The sequence below is a fragment of the Streptomyces sp. NBC_00620 genome, from assembly GCF_026341825.1.
GTDB lineage: Bacteria > Actinomycetota > Actinomycetes > Streptomycetales > Streptomycetaceae > Streptomyces.
This window is the reverse complement of record NZ_JAPENY010000003.1, coordinates 802,533-827,673: the sequence shown is the minus strand read 5'-3', so window position 1 is coordinate 827,673 and position 25,141 is coordinate 802,533. Positions and strand designations below refer to the sequence as shown.

At 70.2% G+C, this 25,141-nt stretch carries 18 protein-coding genes and 1 tRNA gene; 13 read left to right on the top strand and 6 right to left on the bottom strand.

Going from position 1 to position 25,141, the window contains the following annotated elements:
- The first annotated feature begins 61 nt into the window (after positions 1–61).
- Both OG246_RS34975 and OG246_RS34970 read left to right on the top strand, forming a co-directional pair.
- A complete protein-coding gene (locus OG246_RS34975; protein ID WP_266472676.1) occupies positions 62–3,052 on the top strand; it encodes a glycoside hydrolase family 38 C-terminal domain-containing protein in 2,991 nt (996 codons plus the stop codon).
- Positions 3,045–5,273: an ROK family protein gene (locus OG246_RS34970; RefSeq protein WP_266472675.1), complete on the top strand. Its 2,229-nt coding sequence runs from the start codon at positions 3,045–3,047 to the stop codon at positions 5,271–5,273. The genes OG246_RS34975 and OG246_RS34970 overlap by 8 nt, the downstream gene beginning before the upstream one ends.
- Positions 5,274–5,327: 54 nt before the next feature.
- On the opposite strand, the gene OG246_RS34965 is transcribed toward OG246_RS34970, so the two are convergent.
- Positions 5,328–6,383, bottom strand: a complete 1,056-nt coding sequence (locus tag OG246_RS34965; protein WP_266472673.1) for a DUF2235 domain-containing protein — start codon at positions 6,381–6,383, stop codon at positions 5,328–5,330.
- A gap of 118 nt (positions 6,384–6,501) precedes the next feature.
- Here OG246_RS34965 and OG246_RS34960 point away from each other — a divergent pair, with 118 nt between their 5' ends.
- From OG246_RS34960 to OG246_RS34950, 3 genes are all read left to right on the top strand, one after another.
- Positions 6,502–7,674, top strand: a complete 1,173-nt coding sequence (locus OG246_RS34960; RefSeq protein ID WP_266472671.1) for a caspase family protein — start codon at positions 6,502–6,504, stop codon at positions 7,672–7,674.
- Positions 7,671–8,960, top strand: a complete 1,290-nt coding sequence (locus tag OG246_RS34955) for a hypothetical protein (RefSeq protein WP_266472670.1) — start codon at positions 7,671–7,673, stop codon at positions 8,958–8,960. The genes OG246_RS34960 and OG246_RS34955 overlap by 4 nt, the downstream gene beginning before the upstream one ends.
- A 77-nt stretch (positions 8,961–9,037) precedes the next feature.
- A complete protein-coding gene (locus OG246_RS34950) occupies positions 9,038–10,078 on the top strand; it encodes a ComEC/Rec2 family competence protein (protein ID WP_266472668.1) in 1,041 nt (346 codons plus the stop codon).
- A gap of 10 nt (positions 10,079–10,088) precedes the next feature.
- Here OG246_RS34950 and OG246_RS34945 read toward each other — a convergent pair whose 3' ends face one another.
- A complete protein-coding gene (locus tag OG246_RS34945; protein WP_266472666.1) occupies positions 10,089–12,143 on the bottom strand; it encodes a helix-turn-helix domain-containing protein in 2,055 nt (684 codons plus the stop codon).
- Between the two features lie 169 nt (positions 12,144–12,312).
- Between OG246_RS34945 and OG246_RS34940 the strand changes: the two genes are divergently transcribed.
- The 6 genes from OG246_RS34940 (at position 12,313) to OG246_RS34915 (ending at position 18,432) form a co-directional block, all read left to right on the top strand.
- The gene (locus tag OG246_RS34940) at positions 12,313–14,049 is read left to right on the top strand and encodes an FAD-dependent monooxygenase (protein ID WP_323178359.1); all 1,737 of its coding nucleotides are present in this window, start codon (positions 12,313–12,315) and stop codon (positions 14,047–14,049) included.
- A 79-nt stretch (positions 14,050–14,128) separates the two neighbouring features.
- Positions 14,129–14,992, top strand: a complete 864-nt coding sequence (locus OG246_RS34935; RefSeq protein ID WP_266472662.1) for an intradiol ring-cleavage dioxygenase — start codon at positions 14,129–14,131, stop codon at positions 14,990–14,992.
- On the top strand, positions 14,989–16,074 hold the full coding sequence (locus OG246_RS34930) for a maleylacetate reductase (RefSeq protein WP_266472660.1): 1,086 nt from the start codon (positions 14,989–14,991) through the stop codon (positions 16,072–16,074). Before OG246_RS34935 ends, OG246_RS34930 begins: the two co-directional genes overlap by 4 nt.
- A gap of 174 nt (positions 16,075–16,248) precedes the next feature.
- Positions 16,249–17,163, top strand: a complete 915-nt coding sequence (locus OG246_RS34925; RefSeq protein WP_266472658.1) for a YceI family protein — start codon at positions 16,249–16,251, stop codon at positions 17,161–17,163.
- Between the two features lie 270 nt (positions 17,164–17,433).
- Positions 17,434–18,201, top strand: a complete 768-nt coding sequence (locus OG246_RS34920; RefSeq protein ID WP_266472656.1) for an NPP1 family protein — start codon at positions 17,434–17,436, stop codon at positions 18,199–18,201.
- Between the two features lie 157 nt (positions 18,202–18,358).
- Positions 18,359–18,432: transfer RNA gene (locus tag OG246_RS34915), tRNA-Pro, on the top strand.
- A 309-nt stretch (positions 18,433–18,741) separates the two neighbouring features.
- On the opposite strand, the gene OG246_RS34910 is transcribed toward OG246_RS34915, so the two are convergent.
- Together OG246_RS34910 and OG246_RS34905 are read right to left on the bottom strand one after the other, a co-directional pair.
- A complete protein-coding gene (locus tag OG246_RS34910; RefSeq protein ID WP_266472653.1) occupies positions 18,742–19,377 on the bottom strand; it encodes a response regulator transcription factor in 636 nt (211 codons plus the stop codon).
- An 18-nt stretch (positions 19,378–19,395) separates the two neighbouring features.
- Positions 19,396–20,643 carry a sensor histidine kinase gene (locus OG246_RS34905; protein WP_266472651.1) on the bottom strand — a complete coding sequence of 416 codons (1,248 nt, stop codon included), beginning with the start codon at positions 20,641–20,643 and terminating at the stop codon, positions 19,396–19,398.
- Positions 20,644–20,860: 217 nt separating this feature from the next.
- Between OG246_RS34905 and OG246_RS34900 the strand changes: the two genes are divergently transcribed.
- Both OG246_RS34900 and OG246_RS34895 read left to right on the top strand, forming a co-directional pair.
- Positions 20,861–21,064 (top strand): hypothetical protein, encoded by a 204-nt coding sequence (locus OG246_RS34900; RefSeq protein WP_266472649.1) that lies wholly within the window; start codon positions 20,861–20,863, stop codon positions 21,062–21,064.
- A gap of 38 nt (positions 21,065–21,102) precedes the next feature.
- Positions 21,103–22,761 (top strand): molybdopterin-dependent oxidoreductase, encoded by a 1,659-nt coding sequence (locus OG246_RS34895; protein WP_266472648.1) that lies wholly within the window; start codon positions 21,103–21,105, stop codon positions 22,759–22,761.
- Between the two features lie 314 nt (positions 22,762–23,075).
- On the opposite strand, the gene OG246_RS34890 is transcribed toward OG246_RS34895, so the two are convergent.
- Together OG246_RS34890 and OG246_RS34885 are read right to left on the bottom strand one after the other, a co-directional pair.
- A complete protein-coding gene (locus OG246_RS34890; RefSeq protein ID WP_266472646.1) occupies positions 23,076–24,146 on the bottom strand; it encodes a LacI family DNA-binding transcriptional regulator in 1,071 nt (356 codons plus the stop codon).
- Positions 24,147–24,193: 47 nt separating this feature from the next.
- Positions 24,194–25,138 carry a carbohydrate ABC transporter permease gene (locus tag OG246_RS34885; protein WP_266472645.1) on the bottom strand — a complete coding sequence of 315 codons (945 nt, stop codon included), beginning with the start codon at positions 25,136–25,138 and terminating at the stop codon, positions 24,194–24,196.
- Positions 25,139–25,141: the final 3 nt, after the last annotated feature.

Sequence of the window (25,141 nt, the reverse complement as noted above, 5' to 3'; positions counted from 1 at the left end):
TTGACTTGATAACACACATGGTTTTACATGGCGGTTACTGGCCGGACAGGAAGGGCTGCCGATGCATGACCGGAGAAAGTCCGGCGAAGAGCGCATAGCCGCATTTCTCAGCGAACGGCTCCACCCCGCGCTGTATCCGCAGCGACTGCCCATGGACGTCGGCGCCTGGCACATCCCCGGGGAACCGGTACCCGTCGGCGTCGCGCTGCGTGCCGACTACACGCCGTTCGCGGTGGGGGAGCCCTGGGGCAGCCCCTGGTCGACGACATGGTTCCGCACCAGCGCGAGCGTTCCGCAACGGTGGGCGGGCCACCGCGTCGAAGCCCTCATCGACCTCGGTGCCGACCCCGCCCGTACCAGCGGCCACCAGGCGGAGGCTCTCGTACACGACGAACACGGCATCCCGCTGCACGGCCTGCATCCGCGCACCGGTGCCGTTCCCGTCACGGCCTCCGCCCGCGGCGGCGAAACCGTCCGCCTCCTCGTCGAAGCCGCCGCCAACCCGTACATCGACGCGGCCACCGGCAGCGGAGTCCACTACGGCGATCCCGTCACCGCCGGGGACGCGCCGCTGTACCGCCTGTTGCGAGCGGACCTCGTCATACGCGACGACGACGTCTGGCACCTGCTGCACGACATGCGGACCCTCGACGGACTCATGCGCGCACTGCCCACCGCACACCCGCGCCGGCACGAGATACGGATGGCCCTGGAGCGCGCGGTCGACACCGTCGACCCGTACGCGGTCGCCCGGACCGCGGCGGCCGCCCGCCGTGTCCTCGCTCCCGTACTCGCCCACCGCGCGCACGCGTCGGCGCATGTGTTCGCGGGAGTCGGGCAAGCCCCCCTCGACTCCGGCGGTCTCTGGCCCACACGCGAGACGGTCCGTGGCTGCGCCCGTACCTTCAGCACGCTGGTCACACTCGCCGAGGAGTATCCCGCACTCGTCGTCGAGGCCTCGTCCGCCCAGCACTACGCCTGGATGCGGGACCAGCAGCCGCACGTCTTCGAGCGGCTACGCAAAGCCGTCGCCGACGGCAACTGGGCGCCCGCGGGCGGCACATGGGTGGAGCCCGACGTCGAACTGGCGGGCGGCGAGGCGCTGGTGCGTCAGTTCGTCCTCGGCCGCCGCTTCTTCCGCGACGAACTCGGCACCGACAGTGAAGGCGTCTGGCTCCCCGGGGCGAGAGGCGCTTCCGCCGCCTTCCCGCAGATCGCCGCCCTCGCGGGCGCGCGCTGGTTCCTGACCAGGCGCCCCGCCACCGACCACCCGACAGCGCCGCCCCACGACACCTTCCGCTGGGAGGGCATCGACGGCACCACGCTCCTCACCCACCTCGCACCCGATGCCGCGGCACTCACCGGCCCCGAACCCGCCCACACCGCGGCGGACTTCACCGACCCGGACGGCTCACCACGCCTCGCGACGCGTCATCCCGCCCAGTTCTTCCGCGAGACGCAGGACGAGCACCCGCATCCGCCCGTCTGGCGGGGAGCACTCGACCTCGCCCCGCACCGGGGCACGTACACCCGTCAGGCACGCACCAAGCGCGGCAACCGACGCAGCGAAGCCCTGCTGCACGAGGCGGAGCTGTGGTCGGCGACCGCCGCCGTGCGCCACGGCGTGCCCTACCCGTACGACGAACTCGACACCCTGTGGCGGCGCTTACTGCTCCAGCAGAGCCGACACATCCTGGCGGGTACCTCCATCGCATGGGTCCACGAGGACACCGAACACGAGCACCGAGACCTGCACCGCCGACTCGCCCGCCTGGTGCGGCGCGCGGTCGGCGAACCGGACGGCGCCACCGCGCTCAACGCCGCGCCGCACCCGCGCCGCGAGGTCCTCGTCCTCGCGTCTGGCACCGGCCCCGCGTCCGGGACGTCACAGGCCCTGCCCGACGGGCGCGTCGCGGTCCTGGCCGAGGCACCCGCCCTGGGCGCGGGAAGCACCGGCCTCTCCCTCGACGCCGGCACCGCACGCGTCACCGCGCACACCACGGTCGACGGCCAACACGTCATGGACAACGGCCTGTTGAGGGTGTGTGTGGATGTGGCGGGCCTGGTCAGCTCGGTCGTCGACCTGACCACCGGACGGGATGCCCTCGCCCCCGGTGCGGCGGGCAACGTCCTCCAACTCCTGCGGGACGAAGCCGCCCTGGACCTCGACTCCGGCGCCAGCCGCGACCTGAGCGCCGCCGAGCAGGTCGAACTACGGGCGTGCGGACCCCTGCTGGCGACGGTGCGCGTCCGACGCGGCACCGGACGCTCGACCTTCCTCCAGGATCTGACCCTCACCGCGGGGAGCCGCGCCCTGACGGTGGACACCGAAGTCGACTGGCGCGAGCGGGACACCGCCCTCAAACTGACCTGGCCGCTCGACGTGCACGCGGAACTCAGCCACTGCGACGTGCAGTTCGGGCACGTCGCCCACCCCACGCACAACCACGCCGACACGGCCCGTGAGGACGACGCCGCCCACCGCTGGATCCACGTCGGCGAGCACCGCTGGGGCGTGGCCCTGGCCGCCGACTCCACCTACGGCTACGACGTCGCCCGGCACCCTCGCGACGACGGCACCACCACCGTCGTACGCCACACATTGCTACGCGCCGCGAGAGGCCCGGACCCGCACGCCGACCGGGGCCTCCACCACTTCCGCCACACACTGCGCCCCGGCGCCACCCTCGGCGACGCGATCGCCGAGGGATACGCCCTCAACCTCCCGCTGCGACCCGGCCCGGACACGGGCCCGCAGGCGCCGCTCGTCCGCGTGGAGCACCCGGATGTCGTCGTCGAAACGGTGAAACTGGCCGACGACCGCAGCGGGGACGTCGTCGTACGGCTCTACGAGGCACGCGGCGGCCGGGCGCACGCCACTCTCGCCGTGGACTTCCCCGTCGAGGCGGTCCACGAGACCGACCTCCTGGAGGAACACCCCATGCCCCGCGCCCATCGGCACGGCCGTGTTCCGCTCACCCTGCGACCGTTCCAGATCCGCACGCTGCGGCTCCGGCGGGCCGGACACCGCCAGGAGGACAGCGGTGCCTGAACCGACTCCCGAAGCGGGCCTCGCACCCGAAACCCTTGCAGTGCTGCGCAGTTGGGCCGACAGCGGCGGCCCTCGCGCGACCCGCGCCCACGTCGTCCTGCTCGCCGAGGAAGGACTGCGTGACGCCGACATCGCCCGCCGTCTCGGCGTCTCACGGCAGACCGTCGGGAGCTGGCGCCATCGCTGGCAGAGCGCCGGACTGCCCGGCCTCCAGGAGCGCCCACGTACCGGCAGGCCCGCGGCGGTCGACGAGGCGGAGGTCATCACCCGAGCCCTGCTGGCCCCCGGAGGCAGCGGCGCCAGCCGGGCCATCGCCCGCGACCTCGGCCTCTCCCATGCGACGGTGGCATCGATCCGCCGCCGCTGGCAGCTCCCGCCCGACGAGTCACCCGCCCCGCACGTCCCGACCCGGCCACCGCTGCCCGGCGCCGACATCTGGGTCATGGGCCTGTACGTCGATCCGCTGCGCGCCGTTCTCCTCACGGGCACCCGGCCCCAGGCGCCGCGAGCCGCCCCGGCCGCGACAGTGATCGGCGAGGACGTGCTGGAGGGCGTGGACCGGGCGCTCTGCACACTCCGCGCGGCGACCACCACCGCGACCACCACCACCGCCACCGCGTCCGGGACCGAGCCCGACGACCGCCTGACGCTCCTCGCGTACCTGACCGATGCGGCCGAGCACCACCCGGACATCGCGCTGCACGCCGTAGTGCTGTGGGAGAAGGAGGCTTCCCCGGCGGTTCGGGAGCCACGCACCGCCGACACCCCCGTCACCTTCCACGAGCTGCCCGCCAGAACCACCTGGCGCGGCTTCCTGCGCGCCATGATCGCGCTCGACAGCACCAGCCACCCCGAGTCCTCCCGGCGTGTCTACCTCGACCTCGTGGCTGCCCTGGAACGGCACACGCAACTGCCGTCGGCCGAGCCCGCGCACTGGCTGCGCGAGAACGTCGCCGAGCATCTGCGCGCATCGCGGCGGACCGAACTGCCCTCCCACCCACCGTCGTTCAGCGGCGTCAACCAGATCGACCTGGGCTCGTTCAACGAGTGCGTGGTCATCGAATCCGTACGCCTCTCCGGCAGCATCACCCGCGGCGAGATAGCCCACCGCACCGGCCTCACCCAGCAGTCGGTCTCCCGGATCGCCCGCTCGCTCCTGGACCGCGGGATCCTCGCCGAGGACGCGCAGCGGCGCGCCACCTCCGGCAAGCCGCGCACCCCGGTCAGGCTCTGCGGCACGGCAGCGCACGCTCTGGGCCTGCACATCGACCCCGAACTGCTCACCGCCGTCGTCATCGACCTCGACGGCGCGATCGTGTGCACCTGTACCCGGCCGGTCAGCGCGGACATCGACCCCGGCGAGTTCGTCGCCCAGGTCGTCGCGCTCGGCCACGAGGCCTTGGAGAAGGCGCGGGGCGCCGTGCGCGAGGACGGGCTGCTCGGCGTGGGTGTGGCCGTACCGGGACCGGTGGACATCGCCTCCGGCACCGTGCTCAACCCGCCGCTCATGACGGCGTGGGAGGATCTGCCGCTGCTGTACCTCCTCAAGGACCACTTCCCGTGCCGGGTGCTCATCGAGAAGGACTCGCTCGCCGCGGCGGCGGGGGAGCGGTGGATCGGGCGTGACCGCAGGGCGCGGGACTTCGCGTACCTGTACCTGGGGACGGGCGTCGGCTCCGGGCTCTACCTCAACGGCGACCTGTACCGAGGGGTGAGCGCCAACGCCGGCGAGTTCGGGCAGCTGTGCGCGATCGCCCTGGGCCGGATGGCGGCCGACGGCCGCCCCGAGCTGCTGCCGGAGTGCAACCCACCAGTTTCCGTGGCGGACTTCGCCGCTCGGCTCGGCCTGCGCCCCGCGGGCGACGGCGGCAGTACCGCCGCCTACCGGGCCGTGGGCCGGGCCGCCGCCGCGGGCGACACGGCCGCGGTCACCGCCGTGCGGGAGGTGGCACGCGCGGTCGGAGGCGGCGCTCTCGGGCTCGTCGACCTGCTCGACATCGACCTGATCGTGCTCGGCGGCCCGTTCTTCACCGACGACGTCGCCGAGTTCTACCTCGACGAAATCAGCCGTACGGTCAACGAGTTCCCCACCGCTCGCCGACTGCGCCGCGTCGAGGTGGAACGCTCCGTGCTCAGCGCGGAGGCCGCGGCGGTGGGAGCGGCCTCCACGCTCTTCCACGCGGCTTTCACGCCGCGGCTGCGGGGCAGGGACCGCGCCTGATGCCCGGACTGGTTGCCCTCGTTGAACTCCTCCACTGGGCGGCCTTGGAATGAATCAGCCCCGTGCGGTGAGCCATTCGTCGTCGGACCAGACCGCGTTGGACGGGATCCGCTCTGCGTAGCCCGCATCCTTCTCCAGTCGCGCGCGGACACTCGCGTGCACATGAGCGCCCGGCGGCAGTTTGCGGCGCCGGTAGGTGAGCAGAGCCCAGATCCAGCCCATCCGGTGCACCTTCCCCCGCGCGTGCTCGGGCTCGAGACGCAGCTCGCGCGCGTACGCCCCGTTCTTCAGCAGGAGTTGCTCCTCGATGGCCCCGTCCACGATCCACTTGAGGGCGATCGTGGCGAGCCTGGGATCGTCGTCGAAGGTCCCACCGACGTCGGAGTGCACCCCCGCGAACCACACCTGCTCGACCGGGACCGCATCGGGCCGCTCCTTGTCATCGCGCCGGACGAGGTACTCGACGTAGGGCCTGCGCTTCTCGTCGATGGAGACCGCGTGGCGGACGCGTCGTACGTTCGGGACCTGGCGGGTGTACAGCCACCGCAGGTTCCAGCGCAGCAGACCGGCGGCCTTCACGGAGTCCCAGATCCCGAGGTAGGTGACGGGGATGCCGAAGCGCCCGTCGACCGCGTTGCTGAAGGCCTCCGCGAAACGGTGGAGTTGGTCCCAGTCGCGCCGGGTCCATTTCTTGTTCTTCGCGTACACGGAGATGGCGTACGGGACGAGGTTCTCCATGCCGGGTCGCATCAGGCCGACCGCCTTGAGCATGCCCACGAGCGCGCGGGCCGTGTACGCGCCGCGGCTGAAGCCGAAGACGTAGATGTGGTCGCCCGGTTGGTAGCGCTGCATCAGATACGTGTAGGCCTCGGCGAGGTTGGTCTTCATCCCGGAGCCGAAGGCGAGGCCGAGGAGCTTGGACACGCTCCGGCCGGCGGGAGTCCAGGCGCCCGCGGCGGAGAAGGTGCCGACGCCGGGGTCGTAATAGGCGATCTGGCGGGTGGGATCGGAGAGGTCCAGCATTTCGTAGAGCCGGACGACGTTGGTATTCCCTTTCGCCTTCAACTGATTGCCCGTGCCGTCCAGGCAGATGACGAGATTCTTCGCCATGAGGGGCCTCACGTTTCCGGACGCATTCCATACCAGGACAATTCCAATTTCCCGCAATATAATAGATGAAATGCTGTCCTTAGGGCAGTCTCCGGCGCACGCGGGTTCCGGAGGATCCATGGCCGGTTCGGTAATTCACCTCGATGAGCAGGCCGGCCCTCGGTGCACCCACGCACTGGTCATCGGCGTCGGCAAATACCCCCACCTCGCCGGTGGCGAGGCACCGGTCGCGGATTCCGACGGGATGCGGCAGCTCAGTTCGCCGCCCCTCTCCGCACGTGCCCTCGCGACCTGGCTCCTCTCCGAGTACCACGACCCCGGGCGACCGCTCGGCAGCCTCGCCCTGCTGCTGAGCGAGGAACAGTCGGCCCCGTTCGTGGATCCCCGCACCCAGGCCGCGCACGACGTCGACGACGCCACCATCGAGAACATCCTCACGGCGGTCACGCAGTGGTACGACCGCGGTGACAGCCACGTCGACAACCGGCTCGTCTTCTACTTCTGCGGACACGGCGTCTCGCAGGGCGACGACATGGCCCTGCTCGCCGCCGACATCTTCGCCGACCAGCACAACCCCCTCAACGGGGCACTGGACTTCGCCGGCCTGATGAACGGACTCAAACGCTGCAAGGCCACCCAGCAGGTGTTCTTCGTCGACGCCTGCCGGTCCAACTCCGATGTGCTCATCGAGAGTTCGGGCACACGGTTCGCGGGGCGGTCACCGCTCGGCGCCGGGACGCGTCCGCTCGACCTCCCGCGCCGCTTCCACATCCCGTACTACGCCACCCTGGCCGGGGACCGGTCGCACGCACGCCCCGGGCAGGTGAGCCTCTTCACGGAGGCGCTGCTCAAAAGCCTCGCTGGTGCGGCGAGCGACGATCCCGAGGGCGAATGGCGCGTCAACACCTCCCATCTCCTCGAAGCGATCGACCACTTCATGCACCAACCCGAGTTCGCCGGAGCGGTCGCGGGCGTCCAGGTCCCCTCGGTCGGCGAACTGCCCGTGTTCGTCCTCCACCAGCTGCCCGGCCCACCGGTCGTCCCCGTGTACGTGGGGTGCGCGTCCGCACGGGACAACGCCGAGGCCGAGTTCGTCTGCAGGGAGAACGGCCTTGAGCGGCTGCGCCGGGCGGCGGAGGACATCGACGACTCGGCCCCGGAGAGCGAGTGGGCCATCGAACTGCGCTTCGGGAACTACGACTTCGAGGCGAGACTCGGTGACCAGGACGTGCGGACCAAGTCCATCACCGTACGACCGGTGTTCCGTCGCGTACAGCTGGTGAAGCCATGAGTGCCGGCCTGAGAGTGACCGTCGCGCTGAGCCTCTACGAGTCGGACCTGCCCGATGGCGCGAAGGTCGTCGGCAACATCTACTCGGCCGAGGGCGGCGCCGCCCACCGCAACGTCCTCTTCCCCTGCGGGACTTCGGCGCCACCGACGCGGTACGAGGTCGGCCCAGGCCACTACACGGTGTCCGCCACACTGCCCTCCGGCGTCGTGCTGTCCAAGGACGCCGAAGTACGGGAGGGCGCCGACACCCATGTGACGCTGCACGCGGCGCCCTCGCCCTACGAATCGCACTCGTGGCAGTACCTCATGGGCAACATCGAGTCCTACGGGCCCTACCACGACGGCGAGGCGATCCCCGTTCCCCGTTCCCAGGGAGCGCGGTCCGGGGTCTGGGAGTGGGACTCGATCGTCGAACCGGGTCACTCGGCCTGGGTCGGCGACCCGAAGGTGAAGAGCTGGCAGTTCGCGTCGATGCTCAAGCTGACCGAGGAGCCTCCGACACGGTCGGCCGTGTTCGAGATCGCCCACTCCGCGCCCCACTCCATCGCCAGTCTCCATCTGGGCGACGCGGCCGCACGGCTCTACCGCTTCGGCGCGCAGGGCCCCGTCGACGAGGACGGCGAGCCCACCTTCGGCGGTGGGCCCATGGGCCCACGGCAGTTCCTGGTGGTCTCGCTGGCGGGCAGCGAGTACGTCGTCACGCTGCCGGCGCCGTGGGGTTCCGCGCAGATCGAGGTCATGGTCAACGAACGGCAGAGCCCGACCGGCAGCGCGGTCTCCGTGACCGTGCGCGACAGCCGCGTCGGACCCGCCCTTGGGTACATGGCCCGCGGCGCCTTCGACTCGGCGGCCACCCTGGTCAGGGACGCGGAGACCATGCTCTACGGCAAGGGCAGGATGCCGAACCCGCTCGCGGCGGTGGCCGGCGCGTACGTCCTGGTCGGCAGCGAGCTGACCGAGCGACCGCACCGCTGGGATCCGTGGCTCGCCCGGCTGCGGCACGAGTTCGACTGGATGAGCGACGGCTCCCTGCTGTGGGCCATGCGCCATCTGCGCCGGGCGCACAGCGAGGCGGAGCGGCAGGCGGCCCGCGACGCGCTCATCGAGGCCTTCGACCGCGGAGTTCCCGTCTTCACCCTCGGCCTGAGCCGCCTCATCCACGGGCTGTCGGAGTTCCCCGACGACCCGGCGTGCGCCGACCGGCTCGAGCAGGCCCGTCGCCTGTCCTGGCGCGTCGACATGCGCGAGCCGTTCGTGGTCGTCGCACTGCACGGGAAGCCGCAATGACGGCCCGGTACGGGAGACAGCCGATACGGATGACAGCCGAGTGAGATGACAGCCCGATACGGAAGAGGGAGGCCGCGATGATTCGGTTCACCATGGGGCCCGGCGAGGACGGTGACTGCCTGCTCCTGGAATACGGCGACGACACCTTCATCCGCCGGATCCTCGTCGACGGCGGCCGCTCGGGCACGTATCCGCTGGTGAAGCCCACTCTCGCCGGGCTGGACGGCCTGGTCGACGTCCTCGTCGTCACGCATGTCGACCAGGACCACATTCTGGGAGTGCTCGCCCTGCTGGAGGACGCCGACCGACCGGTGGAGTTCGGCGACGTGTGGTTCAACGGCTTCGACCATCTCCTCGACACCGAGGGGTTCGGCGCCCAGGACGGCGAGAAACTCACCAGCCTGCTCCTGGAGCAGAAGGTGCCGTGGAACGACTCCTTCGGCGGGCGCAGTGTCGAAGTGGGGCGGGAGCTCGCGTGGTTCGACGACGGTTCCACGATGGACGTGCTCTCACCGGACCGCGCGCAACTGGAGCGGCTGGCGCCGGCGTGGGTCAAGGAGTGCGCCAAGAACGGTCTGATCCCGGGCCGCGACCCGGACGAGATCCCCCCGGTCCCCGGCTTCGAGCACTTCGGCGGGGTGAACGTGGACCAGCTTGCCGCGTCGGTGTTCAAGCCGGACACGTCGAAGACGAACATCAGCAGCATCGGCTTGCTCTTCGAGTTCGAGGACAAGCGGGTCGTCCTCACCGGCGACGCCGACGACCGCCGGCTCGTGGCGTCGATACGGCCCTTGGCCGAGGCGGAGGGTGGCCGCTTCCACGTCGACGTCCTCAAGGTCGCCCACCACGGCAGCGACCACAACCTCTCCAACGAACTGCTCGACCTCATCGACTGCGACCGCTACCTCATATCGACGAGCGGCGCACGGCACGACCATCCCAACGAGATCGCCATCGCCCGCATCCTGAAACACGGCGGCGCCGAGAAGGAGCTCGTCTTCAACTACCGTGACCGGGCGGCGATCTGGGACGACGCCAGGCTCAAGGACCGCTTCGGCTACACGGTGACGGCACCGGACCGGGACGCGGAGGACGGGTTCATCGGCTTCGAACTCTGAACGCCCTGACCTACGCGGACGAGTCCCGGTATCCGCGCAGCTTCCGGTAGAGCGTCGCCCGGCCGATCCCCAACGCGGCCGCCGTACGCGCCTTGTTGCCGCCGTGGCGACGCAGCGCCTCCAGGATGGCGGTGCGCTCGGCATGCTCCATCGGGCTGAGCCGCCGCGTCGCGGGACCTTCCCGGACGGGGTCCGGCAGTTCGGCACGCCGGACCGGGCCCACCGTCCGACGGTCCTCCGCCAACGCCCGTACAAGATGGGCGAGTTCAGTGACATTGCCGGGCCACGGATGCTGCTCCAGGGCTCGCAGCGCGTCGAGGGTCCAGGTGAGCGGAGGCTGCCCCGGAGCGGGCCTCGGAGCCAGGGCCGCGAGCAACTCCCGGATGTCCTCCGGGCGTTCACGCAAGGCCGGCAGGGCGACCCCGCGGGCGGCCAGGGTGTCCAGGAGCCGCTGGAGGCACGGGCCGGCAGGCGGTCCGGGGGTGTAGGTGACCAGCAGGGGCGCGCCCGGGTGCTCGTGGAGCAGGGAGTTGAGGGCGGCGACGTCCGGCTGGGCAAGGCGCTCGGCATGCCGCAGCAGAAGAGGCCGACCGTCCGCCAACTCCTGGTACCCGGAGTCGATTTCACCCTCCGCCGCATCCACGACCAGCGGCGCGAACCCCCCGAGCAACTCCCGAGCCAGCGTGGTCTTCCCCGTCCCGCGCTCGCCGGTCAACAGCAGCGGCTCCCGCGACCGGGCAAGCTCCGTGGCCCGCCCCACAGCCAGCCGCCAGGGGCCGGAACGCCCGGCGAGCGGGATCGCCGCGCGAGGCACGACCGGCATGGCCCCGGCGCCGACCGGCTCGAGCACGGCGAGCAGCCCGATGATGGAACCCAGGTGACGCACGGGAGTGAACCGTGCGATGCAGCCCGAGCCGTCGGGGAGTTCGACGACGTAGGACGGGGAGGGCGTGCTTTGCGGTGGGTTTGCGTCGGGCGTTTCGGGGGGCGTGGCGTGCGGGAGGGGTGTGCCGTGCGGTGCCGAGAGCGAGGCCGGGAGGGGTGTGTCGCCCGGTGCGGAGGGCGCGGCGTGCTGGAGGCCCGTGCCGTGCGGCTCGGAGAGCGAGGCCCGCAGGAGCCGCGTGTCGTGCGGTGCGGAGGGTGTGCCTGGCCGGAGCCGCGTGTCGTGCGGCTCGGAGGGCGCGCCCTGTCCGAGCCTCAGCCCCGTGTCGTCGTGCGGCTCGCAAGGCGCACCCCGCCCGAGTCCCAGCCCCGTCTCGTACGACTCCGACGCCGCCTCCTGCCGAAGCACCGCCCCCGCGCCCCGCTCCAGCACCTCCAGCCCCTCCGGTGACAGCAGTCGTGCCGCCGCTTCGCTGACCAGCCGGTTCCGCCCGTCGAGGGCGACCACCGCGGGCGCCGGACCGCGGGTCGCGCTGAGGTACGCGTCCAGGAGCACGCGCTCAACCGCCCGCGTCCGTGCGAGGAGTTCGGCCTCCACCGCCGCGGCGGCGGCCTCGGCGAGTGCCGCTCCGGGATGCGGTGAGCACTCCGCGCACAGCCCGGAGGCGACGGTCACCGTGCCCAGCACCTGCCCGGTCTCGGGGGCCAGCACCGGCACGCTCACCGCGGACACGTCCTGCCACAGGTCGAGGAAGTGCTCGGGGCCGTGCACCTCGGCGCGACGCCGGGTGCGCAGGGCGAGGGCCGCGCTATTGTGCCCCACCTCCCGCTCGGACAGGTCGTTGCACGGCTGGTCCCCGGGCGCGCTCCCGGCCGCCCACAGCACCCGCAGCCGCTCGTCGGTGAGGGCGAGGGACGAGCGCCCGGTGTCGAGGGCGGGGGCGAGCCGCTCGAGGACGGGACGGGCCGCGGCCAGCAGGGCCGACTCCGCCCGCGCGCCAGCCGGGAACTCGGCGGGTTCCTTCAAGTCGTGCGGTACACCGAAGAACCGGGCGCGCCGCCAGGCCGCGACGATCTCGTCCGGCACTCCGTCGGGCAGCGGGCGCCCCGTCAGAAACCGCTCACGCGCCTGGCGCAGCGGCGCGAGAGTGGAGAGGGCGGGGGAGTGCTCGGCGATGCTCACGACGCCTCTCACCGTATCGGGCGTATGGCGGAAGCGGACCGCCACCCCGGGGCGGCACCTGTGACCTGGGGCGGCGCCCGCTGTCTCGAAATGAGACACCCGTACCCCCATCCCGCACCCCATGATCAAGAGTGGCCCGTGCTCGTTCCCACCCCCAGGAGCCTCTCCCGTGCACACCGTCGAGACCGAAGTACTCATCGTCGGGAGTGGCCCCGCGGGCGCCTCGGCCGCGCTGGCCCTGAGCACGTACGGCGTACCCAACATCGTCGCCACCCGCTACGCGCGCCTCGCCGAGACCCCCCGCGCGCACATCACCAACCAGCGCACGATGGAGGTGCTCCGCGACCTCGGCGTGGAGCAGGAAGTCGTCGCGCAGGCCACCCCGCAGCACCTGATGGGCAACACCACCTTCTGCACCAGCCTCGCGGGCGAGGAGCTGGGCCGCGTCCGCTCCTGGGGCAACGACCCGCTCGTCCAGGCGGCGCACGAACTCGCCAGCCCGACTCGCATGTGCGACATGCCGCAGCACCTCATGGAACCGGTGATCGTCGACGCGGCGGTCGCCCGCGGCACCTCGTTGCGCTTCGAGACCGAGTACCTCTCGCACACCCAGGACGCCGACGGCGTGACGGCCACCGTCCGCGACCGGCTGCGCGGGGACACGTACGAGATCCGCGCCAAGTACCTGATCGGTGCCGACGGCGGCCGTTCCAAGGTCGCTGAGGACGCGGGCCTGCCGATGGGCGGTCAGATGGGGGTCGCGGGCAGCATCAACATCGTCTTCGACGCCGATCTCACGAAGTACACCGCTCACCGGCCCTCCACCCTCTACTGGGTGCTGGCTCCCGGCGCCACCGTCGGCGGCATCGGCGCGGGCCTGGTCCGCAACGTCCGCCCGTGGAACGAGTGGATGATCGTCTGGGGGTACGACGTCACGGCGGGCGCCCCCGACCTGACCACCGAGTACGCCGAGTCGGTCGTCCGGCAGCTCGTCGGCGACGACGACATCCCGGTGACCATCAAGTCGTCCTCGGCGTGGACGGTCAACGAGATGTACGCGGAGACCTACTCCAACGGCCGCGTCTTCTGCGCCGGCGACGCCACGCACCGCCACCCGCCGTCCAACGGCCTCGGCTCCAACACCTCGATCCAGGACGCGTACAACCTGGCCTGGAAGCTCAAGCTGGTCCTCACCGGCACGGCGGCGCCGAAACTGCTCGACACGTACACCGCCGAGCGCGCTCCGGTCGGCAAGCAGATCGTCACCCGCGCCAACAAGTCCATCGGCGAGACCGCCCCCATCTTCGAGGCCCTCGACGGGCTCTCCCCGCAGACCCCCGAGCAGCTGTGGGCCAACATCGACGCCCGCAAGGACGCCACCGAGGCCGCGGCCAAGCAGCGGCAGGCGCTGCGCGAGGCGATCGCCTTCAAGGTGTACGAGTTCAACGCGCACGGCGTCGACCTCAACCAGCGCTACACGTCCGACGCGATCGTCCCCGACGGCTCGCAGGATCCCGGCTTCGAACGCGACCCGGAGCTGTACCACCAGCCCTCCACCCGCCCCGGCGCCAAGCTCCCGCACGCCTGGATCACCTCCGGGACCCGCACCCTGTCCACCCTCGACACGGTGGGCCGAGGCCGTTTCACCCTCGTCACGGGCATCGGCGGCGAGGACTGGGTGCGCGCGGCCGAGGCACAGGACCTCGACATCGCCACCGTCGTCGTCGGTCCCGGGCAGGAGTACGAGGACCCGTACGGCGACTGGGCGCGGCTGAGCGAGATCTCCGACGCGGGCGCCCTCCTCGTACGGCCGGACGGGTATGTGGCCTTCCGGCACACGGCCGCGTCCGAGGACGCCGAGCGGTTGCTGTCGGCGGCGTTGCGACGGATCCTCGGACATGCCTGAGGGTTCAGAGGACTTGTCCGATGGGACCGACTTGTCCGATGAGACCGTCGGACATGCCTGACGGGACCAGGGGAGTGGAATGACCACCGAATACACGGCCGACCTCACCGGCGAGGTCGTCGACAGCCTGCAGCGGACGGCCGACCCCCGGGTGCGCGAGCTTCTGAGCGCGCTCACCCGGCACCTCCACGCCTTCGTACGTGAGACGGAGCCGACGATGGAGGAGTGGGAGCGCGCCATCGGCTTCCTGACGGCGACCGGGCAGATGTGCACCGACACCCGGCAGGAGTTCATCCTCCTCTCCGACGTGCTCGGTGTCTCGATGCTCGTGGAGACCATCAACGGCCACCGCGATCCGGGAGCCACCGAGTCGACCGTCCTCGGTCCCTTCCACATGACCGAGTCGCCGGTCCGTGAACTCGGCGCGAACATCGACCTGGTGGGCACCGGCGAGCCGTGCGTGGTCAGCGGCCGGGTGCTGTCGGCGGACGGCACCCCGATCCCCAGTGCGGTACTCGACGTCTGGCAGGCCGACCCCGAGGGCTACTACGACGTGCAGAGGCCGGACGTCCAACCGGCGGGGAACGGACGGGGACTCTTCACGGCGGACGCCGAGGGCCGCTTCTGGTTCCGCAGCTGTGTGCCGAGCCCGTACCCGATCCCGACCGACGGCCCGGTCGGCGAGCTCCTGAAAGCGACCGACCGCCATCCCTACCGCCCCGCCCACATCCACTTCATCGCCTCGGCCGAGGGCCACACCCCCGTCACCACGCACATCTTCGTGGCGGGCAGCGAATACCTCGACTCCGACGCGGTGTTCGCCGTCAAGCAGAGCCTGATCCAGGACTTCGCCGACACCGACGACCCTTCCCTGGCACGGGAGTTCGGCGTCCCGAACCCCTTCCGCCACGCGCGCTTCGACCTCGTACTGGAGCCGTCATGACCACCGCGCTCGACTTCTCCTACGAGAGCCGGCCCGCCCGGGTCGTCTTCCGGCCCGGCGCGGCGGTGTCCGCGACACCGGGCGAGGTCGCGCGGCTCGGGCTGCACCGGGTCCTTGTGGTGTGCGGCAGCCGGGGCTCGGCGGTCGCTCGCGCGGTCGCGGACGCGCTGGGCGACTCCTGCGCCGGGCTGCACGCCGAGGCCCGTATGCACGTACCCGTGGAGGTCGCCGACCGGGCCGTCGAGGTGGCGCGGGCTGTCGGCGCCGACGGATGTGTCGCGGTCGGCGGCGGCTCGGCGATCGGCCTCGGCAAGGCGATCGCCCTGCGTACGGGGCTGCCGCTGATCGCCGTTCCCTCCACCTACTCCGGCTCCGAGATGACCCCCGTCTGGGGCCTCACCGAGCACGGCGCCAAACGCACCGGACGCGACCCCGTCGTCCAGCCCCGCACCGTCGTCTACGACCCCGAGCTCACCCTCGCGCTCCCCGTCCCGCTCTCCGTCACCAGCGGCGTCAACGCGCTCGCGCACGCCGTCGAAGCCCTGTACGCGCCCGACGCCTCGCCCCTCGTCTCGCTGATGGCGGAGGAGGGCGTACGGGCGATGGCCGGGGCACTTCCCCTGGTGGCCGCCGCCCCCGACGACCTCGACGCGCGCGGCCGCGCCCTGTACGGCGCCTGGCTCTGCGGAGCCTGTCTGGGCGCCACCACCATGGGCCTGCACCACAAGCTGTGCCATGTGCTCGGCGGCACCTTCGGCCTGCCGCACGCCGAGACCCACACGGTGGTCCTCCCGTACGCCCTCGCGTACAACGCCTCCGCCGCTCCTGAGGCGATCAAGGCCCTGTCCCGCGCCCTGGCCACCGACGACGTCCCCCGCACGCTTCGCGACCTGGCCGGAAACCTCGGCGCTCCCCGCACACTCGCTGAACTCGGCCTGAAAGAAGCCGACTTGGCGGTCGCCGCCGCACAGGCCACCGCGGCCGCGTACCCCAACCCCCGTGAGGTCACCGCGAGCGGTGTACTCGGTCTGCTGACGGCGGCGTACGAAGGCTGGGAACCCCGGAGCGACGCCGTCCAGTAGTGGCCTCCGCTGTCTCAGGATGAGACACCCGAGACCTCGCGACGTGCTTCAGGATCGCAAATGGGCCGTGACCTCCACGCCCGCCCGGCTCGTCGTGTGCGCCTCTGGTGACCGCGAACACGCCTCGGCGGTCACGCGCACGGCCCTGAACATTCGCGAAGAAAGGTGAACACCATGGCCCTCGCTCTGCTCAGGCGCCTGCGATCCAAGGGTGCCTCCGCCGACGCGGCGGGCCTCTCGCTCCCTCTCCCGCAGGGTGCCGGCGCGCTCGGCCGCGAGGTGCTCGACCCCATGGGTGCGGCCATGGGAGCGGCCGAGGTGACGGTCACCGCGATGGACTCGCACCGCGTCGTGGCCCGCGGTATCACCGACCCCTACGGCTTCTTCCTCGCGGCGCTGCCGCCCGGCCGCTACAGCCTGATGATCGCGGCCGAGGGGCTGCAACCGCACCGCGAGACGGTGGACGTCGAGGCCGGAGCGGCGACCCCCACGCAGCGGATCTGGCTGCAGACCGCCCGCGTCCTGGAACTGCCGGTATCCGGTACCTGGCTCTTCGACCCGCCCCACACGGCGATCCGCTTCATCGCCAAGCACGTCGGCATGGCCAACGTCCACGGCCGTTTCGAACGCTTCGACGGCGGTATCCGGATCGCCCCCGACATGGCCGACTCCCGGGTCCAGGTCCGCATCCACGCGTCGAGCATCACGACCGGGAACGTGACCCGCGACAACCACTTGCGTTCCGCCGACTTCCTCGACGTCGAGAGGTTCCCGTACATCGAGTTCAGCAGCACGCGCTTCGCCTATCGCGGCGGCAGCAAGTGGACCCTGCAGGGCTCGCTGACGATGCACGGAGTGAGCCGTTCCGTGGCACTCGACACGACCTACCTCGGCACGGTCAACGGCGGCTACGGCGAGGAGTTGCGCTGCGCGGCCCTGGCCAAGGCGGAACTGCACCGGGAGGACTACACGCTCAACTGGCGTTCCATGCTGGCGCGTGGCATCGCGGTGGTCGGTCCGACGGTCCAACTGGAGCTGGATGTACAGGCGATGTACCGGACGCATGACACGCCTACGCCGCCGGAGTAGTGGATCCAGGGGTCCTTCGACGGAGCACACGCTCCTGTCCTCCAACACACCGTCCCGCTGGGCAGGTTGCCCCGGGAGTGCGCGCTCACAGCCGGCGCGGGCTGGTAACTCACCTGTGCCCGCTGATTGGTCGACATGGATTAGTTGACCTTTCATCGCTCTGACACCTCCAGACTCTGGAGTTTTCGACCGAGCGCCGGGAAGCTGATCCGAGCATGTCAATGCGACCGCTCGAACAGCCCCCACCCCGCGGTCGATCAGGAGGACGCAGTGAAGAAAAATTCGCGCATCGGCAAGGTTTCGATCGTCTTCGGAAGCGCCGTCGCGCTGGTCGTCGCCTTTCCGGGTATCGCCCTCGCCGACCCGCCTTCGGCCCTGCCGGCCAACGCGAACGGACTGGAGCAGACGTTCCAGCCCGCCTATGACTACGACACCGATGGCTGCTACCCCACTCCGGCCATCGGCCCCGACGGGACCCTCAACGGCGGCCTGAACCCGACCGGGGCTCTCAACGGCTCGTGCCGCGACTCATGGGACCTGGACAACACCAACGGGTACTCGCGCCAGAAGTGCAACAACGGCTGGTGCGCGATCATGTACGGCCTCTACTTCGAGAAGGACCAGGCCGTGGCCGGCAGCAGCCTCGGCGGGCACCGCCACGACTGGGAGCACGTCGTGGTGTGGACGCAGGACAACGTGGCCAAGTACGTCTCCACCTCCGCCCACGGCGACTTCAATACCTACAGCAGCGACCAGATCCGCTGGGACGGCACGCACCCCAAGATCGTGTACCACAAGGACGGGATCAGCACCCACTGCTTCCGCCCCGCGAACTCCAACGACGAGCCGCCGGAGAACCACCAGCACACCTGGCAGTTCCCCCGGCTGGTCGGCTGGGACGGCTACCCCGCGGGCGTGCGCGACAAGCTGACCTCGGCCAACTGGGGCAGCGCCGTCTTCGGCCTCAAGGACGGCAACTTCAACTACCACCTGGAGCAGGCGGAGCCCTCCGGTATCCCGTTCGACTCGAACGCGTGACGAGTGGACCCCGGGGGCTGAACGACGCCTCAATCGTCTCCGGGGTCCACATGCCGCCCTCCCTGTAAGGGGCCGTGACCGCCCGTGCAAGTCCGGCCACTCCGGTGCGGTAGGGTTTACCTGCATGAACACGGGGTCACCCCCGGGTGAAACGCATCGGGACGTGGCGCAGCTTGGTAGCGCACTTGACTGGGGGTCAAGGGGTCGCAGGTTCAAATCCTGTCGTCCCGACGGTGCGAAGGGTCTTCGCGGGCGAGAGCCTGTGGGGGCCCTTTTCGTATTGGGTCGTTTCCGATCGTCGGGTTGAGCACGCCGCTCATAGGCGCCTCTACTCGGAGGTCGGCGAAGACCTGATCGGGTTTCTGTGGGGCTGGGACCGCTCGCTGCGTGCTGGGGACCACCCGGAGACCACCCGGTACGACTATCTGCTGCTGACGCCGATACCGATGGTGCGGCCCACACCGGCGACCAGGGCGAGCGAGCGGCGCGAAGGGCCTGCCAGGCGGACTGGCCTTGATCGCTGCTCGTCGTCGCGAAGCGTCACTGGTGTGGTGTGGTGAGGATGCCGCGCGAGAGAGCGATGGTGACGGCCGCGGTGCGGTCGTTGACTCCCAGCTTGACGAACGTTCGCAGTAGGTGCGTCTTCACCGTCGCTTCGCCGATGTACAGCTGTCGGCCGATCTCGCTGTTGGACAGACCTCGCGCGACGAGGCCGAGTACCTGAACCTCGCGGGGGGTCAACTGCTCTCCGGCCGGTGCCTGCATGTGGGTCACCAGCCGGGCGGCTACCAGTGGGGCGAGGACGGTTTCGCCGCGGGCGGCCGCCCGTATCGCGTCGGTGAGGGTACCGATCGGCGTGTCCTTGAGCAGGTAACCGGTGGCGCCGGCCTCGATCGCCGGCAGGATGTCGGCGTCACCTTCGTAGGTGGTCAGCACGAGCACGCGAATGCCGGGGTGCTCCTGGCGGATGCGCGCCGTCGCGGTGGCGCCATCGGTGCCCGGCATCCGCAGATCCATCAGGATGACGTCCGGGCGCGTCGCGGCGGCGAGGACGATCGCCTCGTCGCCGGAGCCTGCCTCTCCAACGACGCGCAGGTCGTCGTAGGCCTCAAGCATGCCGCGGAGGCCGAAGCGTACGACGGGATGGTCATCGACGATCAGGATGTGGATAGTCATCGAGCCGGTTCCGCCCGCTCAGTGGTCGGGTGTGGAGCTGAGATCAGGCACAGGCTGCAGGCTACGCGCCGACTGCTCGGCCGGGGCCAGCGGCAGCTCGACTCGTACCGTGGTGCCCTGGCCAGGAGCTGATCGCACCGCGCAGGTCCCGCCGAGGCCGGTGGCGCGGGTGCCAATGCCGAGCAGTCCGTATCCACCGCGGACGGTGGCCGGGTCGAAGCCCTGACCGTCATCGGTCACGGCCAGCGCCATGAGGCCGTCGTCGTGGCGTAGTTCAATCTGCACCGTTGTGGCGTCGGCGTGCTTGCTTACGTTGGCCAGGGCTTCCTGCGCGGTGCGCAGCAGGGCGATGTCGGTGCCTGTCGGTGCGCCGGACCGCTCGCCGAAGATCGACACCTCGACGTGCGTACCCGTATCGCGGGTATGGCGGGCGGCCAGCCGGTCCAGTGCATCCGCGAGGCTCCGGCCGGTCAGGTCGACCGGGGTCAAGGCGGCGATCAGCGAGCGTGCCTCGGCGAGGTTCTCGCGGGCGGTCTGTTCAAGGATGTCGAGCTGGCTGTCGGCGGCCGCCGGATCCCGGTGCAGGGTCGTCCGTGCGACTTGGGCGAGCATGAGGATGCTGGTGAAGCCCTGTGCCAGGGTGTCGTGGATCTCGGCGGCCAGGCGTTCGCGTTCGGCATGGACGCCCGCCTGGTGGCCCGCGCGTTCCAGCGCGGCCCGTGTCCGGGTCAGTTCTTCGATCAGCGCGGCCCGTTTGCGGTTCTGCTCGCGGATGCCGGTCAGATAGGCGCCCACGAGGATCGTCACGGTCATGGGTACCAGAACGGTCACGCCGATCATCGCCAGCGTGTAGCGGCCGACTCCGACCGGCGCCAGCATGGCCCAGGCGAGCTCGGCGTAGAGGATAAGGAGCAGCGGTATGCGTACCCGCCACCTCGCGACCATCACGAACAGCTGTGGGCCGAGCGCGAACAGCAGCGCGCCACTGATCGGGGCGATGGCGAGCAGCAGTGGGAAGGCGACCGCCAGGACTGCGAAATAGGCCGCACCCCAACGCTCGTCGCGGTTTTCCATAGCCAGCGGAGCGACCAGGGCGTACCAGGCGACGATGACGGCGAGCGTGCCGAGGGCAAGCAGGCGTTGTCCGAGCGCCACGGTGACGTCGGCCGCTATGGCGACGCCAAGGGGTATCGCGACGGCGCCGATGAGGACATGCCATCCGACGCGGTAGCGGTACCCGAAGTCGACGGTGCTGCGCGCTGTCACGTCCCGCCCACCTTCAGCCGCCGAGATCTGCCCGCCAGTTTACGGGCGCTCACACCCAGAGTGCCCGACCCGGCGCCGAGGAACGTCCACGCACCGGTGGGGCCGCGCGTACGTCGATCGGTTGACAACGGGGTCCAACCAAGCGTTGTTCCGGTCGCGGCCACCGAACCGTCAGGCTCTTAACCGAGAACCTCGGCTCCACACCTGGAGGTACCCCATGAAGAAGAACTGGTTCGTCCTCGTCCTCGGTGCACTGCTGGTCCTTTTCGGCGCGGGCTGGACCTTGCAGGGCCTCGACGTCATGAAGGGCTCAGCGATGAGCGGCGTGACGCTGTGGGCGGTCGTCGGACCGATCGTGGTGGTCGTCGGCCTGGCCCTGCTTGGCGTCGGCATCTCCCGGCGACGCCGGGTCAGCCGATAAGCGTCCACCAACTGTCCGATACCGACTTGGAGACTCCGATGACAGGACGACCGGCACCGGTGAAACCGCCCAAGCAGTGGTACGGCGAGCTTGCCGGCGTCGCGGCCACCGCGCTCGCCCTGGGCGTCGGTGAGCTGGTGGCAGCCGCGACGGGCGGGCCCTCAGCACCCCTCGTGGCAGTGGGCGGTGTCGCCGTGGACGCCGCGCCGACTCCGGTCAAGGAGTTCGCGGTCACGCTGTTCTACACGTACGACAAGCTGGCGCTGCAGGCGGGAATCGTGCTGGTGTTGGCGGTCTTCGCCGCGTTCATCGGTGCACTGGCCATGCGTCGGCTCGTATACGGGCTGGCCGGCGTCGCGGTGTTCGGGATGATCGGCGTACTCGCGTCAGCCACCCGGGCCAGCGCCACGTGGGCGTACCCGCTGCCGACGGTGGTTGGTGCACTGGCCGCCGCAGGCCTTCTGGTGCTGCTGCGTCGCACCCTGCCGCGCCGCGCTGCGGTATCGGCACCAGACCTGGGGGACACCGGCCCGGACACGAACGTGGTGGCGCAGGAAGCCCCCACCCCTGTGGAGGGCGCCCGTTCGCCGTCGTCGGATGCCGACATGTCGGTGATGGACGGTGCAGGACAGCCCCCGGGCCGGCGACGGTTTCTCGCGCTGGCGGTCGGGGCTATCGGTGCGGCCGCGGTGGCCGTACCGGGCGGACGCCGGCTCTGGGCACAGCGCGTGGCCGCGGCCCGGGCCGCGGTGGTACTTCCGTCCCCGTCGAGCCCGGCACCGCCATTGCCCGCCAAGGTCTCCGTCGGCGTGCCCGGAGCGGAGTCGTTCGTGACCAGGAACGCGGACTTCTACCGGATCGACACCGCTTTGACGGTGCCACAGATGGAACCGAAGGACTGGCGACTGAGGGTTCATGGCCGGGTGAAACGGCCGCTGACGCTGACGTACGAGCAGTTGCTGGCACGGCCGATGGTGGAGCGGTACATCACGCTGGCGTGTGTATCCAATGAGGTCGGTGGTGAGTTGGTCGGTAACGCGCGATGGTTGGGGGTACCGATCAAGGATCTGCTGGATGAAGTCGAGCCGGACGGCGGGGCGGATCAGGTGGTGAGCCGTTCCGTGGACGGCTACACGGCCGGAACGCCGACGGCAGCGTTGCGTGACGGGCGGGACGCGTTGCTGGCGGTCGGAATGAACGGGGAGCCACTGCCGGTCGAGCACGGGTTCCCGGTCCGGATGGTGGTGCCCGGACTGTACGGATACGTATCCGCGACGAAGTGGTTGACGGAGCTGGAGCTGAGTCGTTTCTCGGACTTCAGCGCCTATTGGGTACGGCGGGATTACGCGGCGCTGGCTCCGGTGAAGACGCAGTCGCGGATTGACACACCGGCCGCGGGCAAGCGTCTGGAGCAAGGTCTGGTGATGGTGGCCGGGGTGGCGTGGGCGCAGCATCGTGGGGTGTCCGCGGTGGAGGTCCGCGTGGATGACGGGCCATGGCAGCAGGCACAGCTCGCGGCGGTGCCGTCGGTGGACACATGGCGGCAATGGAGCTGGCCGTGGCAGGCGACGCCCGGCAAGCATCGCCTGCAAGTACGCGCCACTGACAACACCGGCCAGGTACAGACAGGACGGGTGCACAAGCCGTTGCCTGACGGGGCAACAGGCCGGCACACGATTGAGCTCACGGTTACCTGAGCATTTCCCGCCGGGCGCCGATGACTCAGTGTGCAAGGACCGTGCAGATGTGCTGACTTGCCGACTCTCGCTTGAAGCGCGCCGATGGAGGCACCAGAGCTCGCAGTGGCTCCACAACTGGGGGTCAAGGGGTCGCAGGTTCAAATCCTGTCGTCCCGACCAGCTTTGTTGCAGGTCGGAGGCCGTTCTCTCATCTATGAGAGGGCGGCTTTTTGCGTTCCCGGCGGGGCGGGGGAGCCGAGCCGGTTGGGGGCCTGCCCGACCGGGTGAGCGGCTTGCCCAGCTGTCCGGTCCGCTCCGGCGAAAGTGCCTGCCTACGGTTTCACGCGGGTGGAGCGCACGCTCTGGCGCATGACCAGGTGCGTGCCCAGCATGACGTTCTGGTCGCTGTACATCGGGTCGTCGCGGTGTAGCGCCATCCGGACGGCGGCGCGGCCCAGTTCGTCGAAGGGCACGTGCACCGAGTTCAGCGGCAGGGGAAGATCGGCGGAGATCGCCTCGTCGTTGTAGCCGATGAGCGACAGGTCGTCCGGGAGTGTCAGACCGCCTTCACGGGCGGCGGTCATCGCGCCGGCCGCGAGGTAGTCGTCGAAACAGAAGGCCGCGGTGTACGGCAGGCGCCCGGCGGCCAGATGGGACCGCACGGTCTCATAGCCGAACGTCCGGTCGGCCCCTCCGATGTGGAGGAGGCCCGGATCCGGAGTGATGCCGTGGTCCTCGTGGGCGCGCCGGTAACCGGCGATCCGCAGATCGGTCGTGGTGTGGTCACGCGGGCCGCCGAGGAGGGCGATGCGCCGGTGGCCGAGGGACAGCAGGTGGCTGACGGCCGCGTGGGCGCCGCCTTCATGGTCATAGTTCACGACCGTGATCGGCAGGTCAGGTGCCGGGGCGGGCCGTCCGCAGAGCACCAGCCTGGAGCCGCTGGCGTCGAGGATCCGGGCGAAGCGGGCGATCCGCTCCGCGTAGTGGGGTGTCACGACGGTCCCGCCGATGAGCACGACCGCCTCGGTGTTGTGCTGGCGCAGCGTCTCCAGTAGCGCGATCTCCCGGTCCGGGTCGCTTCTGGTGGAACAGACGATGCAGAGCCGGTTCTCGTTGACGGCCTGTTGCTCGATACCGCTCGCGACCCGGTTGTGGTACTGCCAGGACAGCCCGGGAAGCAGGATCGCCACGGTGCGCGAGTGCGGGGCCGACAGAGCACGTGCCTGGGCGTTGACCACATAGTCCAGCTCTTTGATGGCCCGCTGGATGCGCGCCTGCGCCGAGGAGGACACCGGGCGGCTGCCGGTCAGAACCCGGGAGACGGTCGCCGGGGAGACTCCGGCTCTTGCAGCGACGTCACGGATGGTGGCGGCTCGTGCAGGCGCGTCCTGAGGGTCGTGCATGTGTGGAGTATACGGTTGCCTGTGTGTTTCCTCGGAGGGTGACGGGCTCACTTGAGCATCCCCACGGTGAGACCGGCCTGGATGCGTCGCTGGAGTGCGAGATAGAGGCCGATCACAGGGACCGCCGCGATGACGAGTCCGGCGAACAGAGCGCTCCAGTCCGCCTCGTAACCCTGCTGGCTGGCCAGGTTCGCTAGCCCCTGGGACAGCACGTACTTGTCGCGGTCGGTGTTGAGCGCGACCGGCAGCAGGTACTGGTTCCACATGCCGAGGAAGTTGAAGATGCCGACCGACAGCAGGCCCGGCTTGGCCATGGGCAGCATGACCCGGAAGAAGATGGCCTCCTGCGAGGCGCCGTCGATGAGGGCGGCCTCGGCCACCGCCGTGGGAAGCGTCCGGAAGAAACTGGTCAGGAAGAAGACGGTGAACGGCAGCGCGTACGCCGTGTAGACGAGGATCATGCCGTGGTAACTGCCGAGCAGCCCGAGGTTCTTGACGACGAAGAAGAGCGGGACCAGGGCCAGCACGACGGGAAATGCCATTCCGGCGACGAACGCGTAGTAGATCAACCGGCATCCGGGGAAGGTGAACCGGGCCAGCACATAGGCGACCATGGAGCCCAGGATCATCGTGAGGACCAGTGAACCGAGCACGACGATGAGGGTGTTGACGAAGTAGTCGCCGATGCTCGCCCTGGACCAGGCGCGGGTGAAGTTGTCGGCGTGCCAAGTGCTGGGCAGCTGCCAGGGGTTGCCGAACAGTTCCCGGTTGTCCTTGAACGCGCTGATCAGGGCCCAGAGCAGGGGCACGGTGGACAGCAGGGCCCAGAAGACGAGCAGGGCGTGGGTCGCGCCCGTGGCCGCGGGAGCGCCAACGCGCTTGAGCAGCGGGGGAGTTGGCGGCGTGGCAGGCTTCGGGACCCGATCGTGCTCTTGGCGCGTGGGGCTCGGCAGGCTCGCGTCGGCCTGCGTGGGGTGAGTCGAAGTCTTCATCGT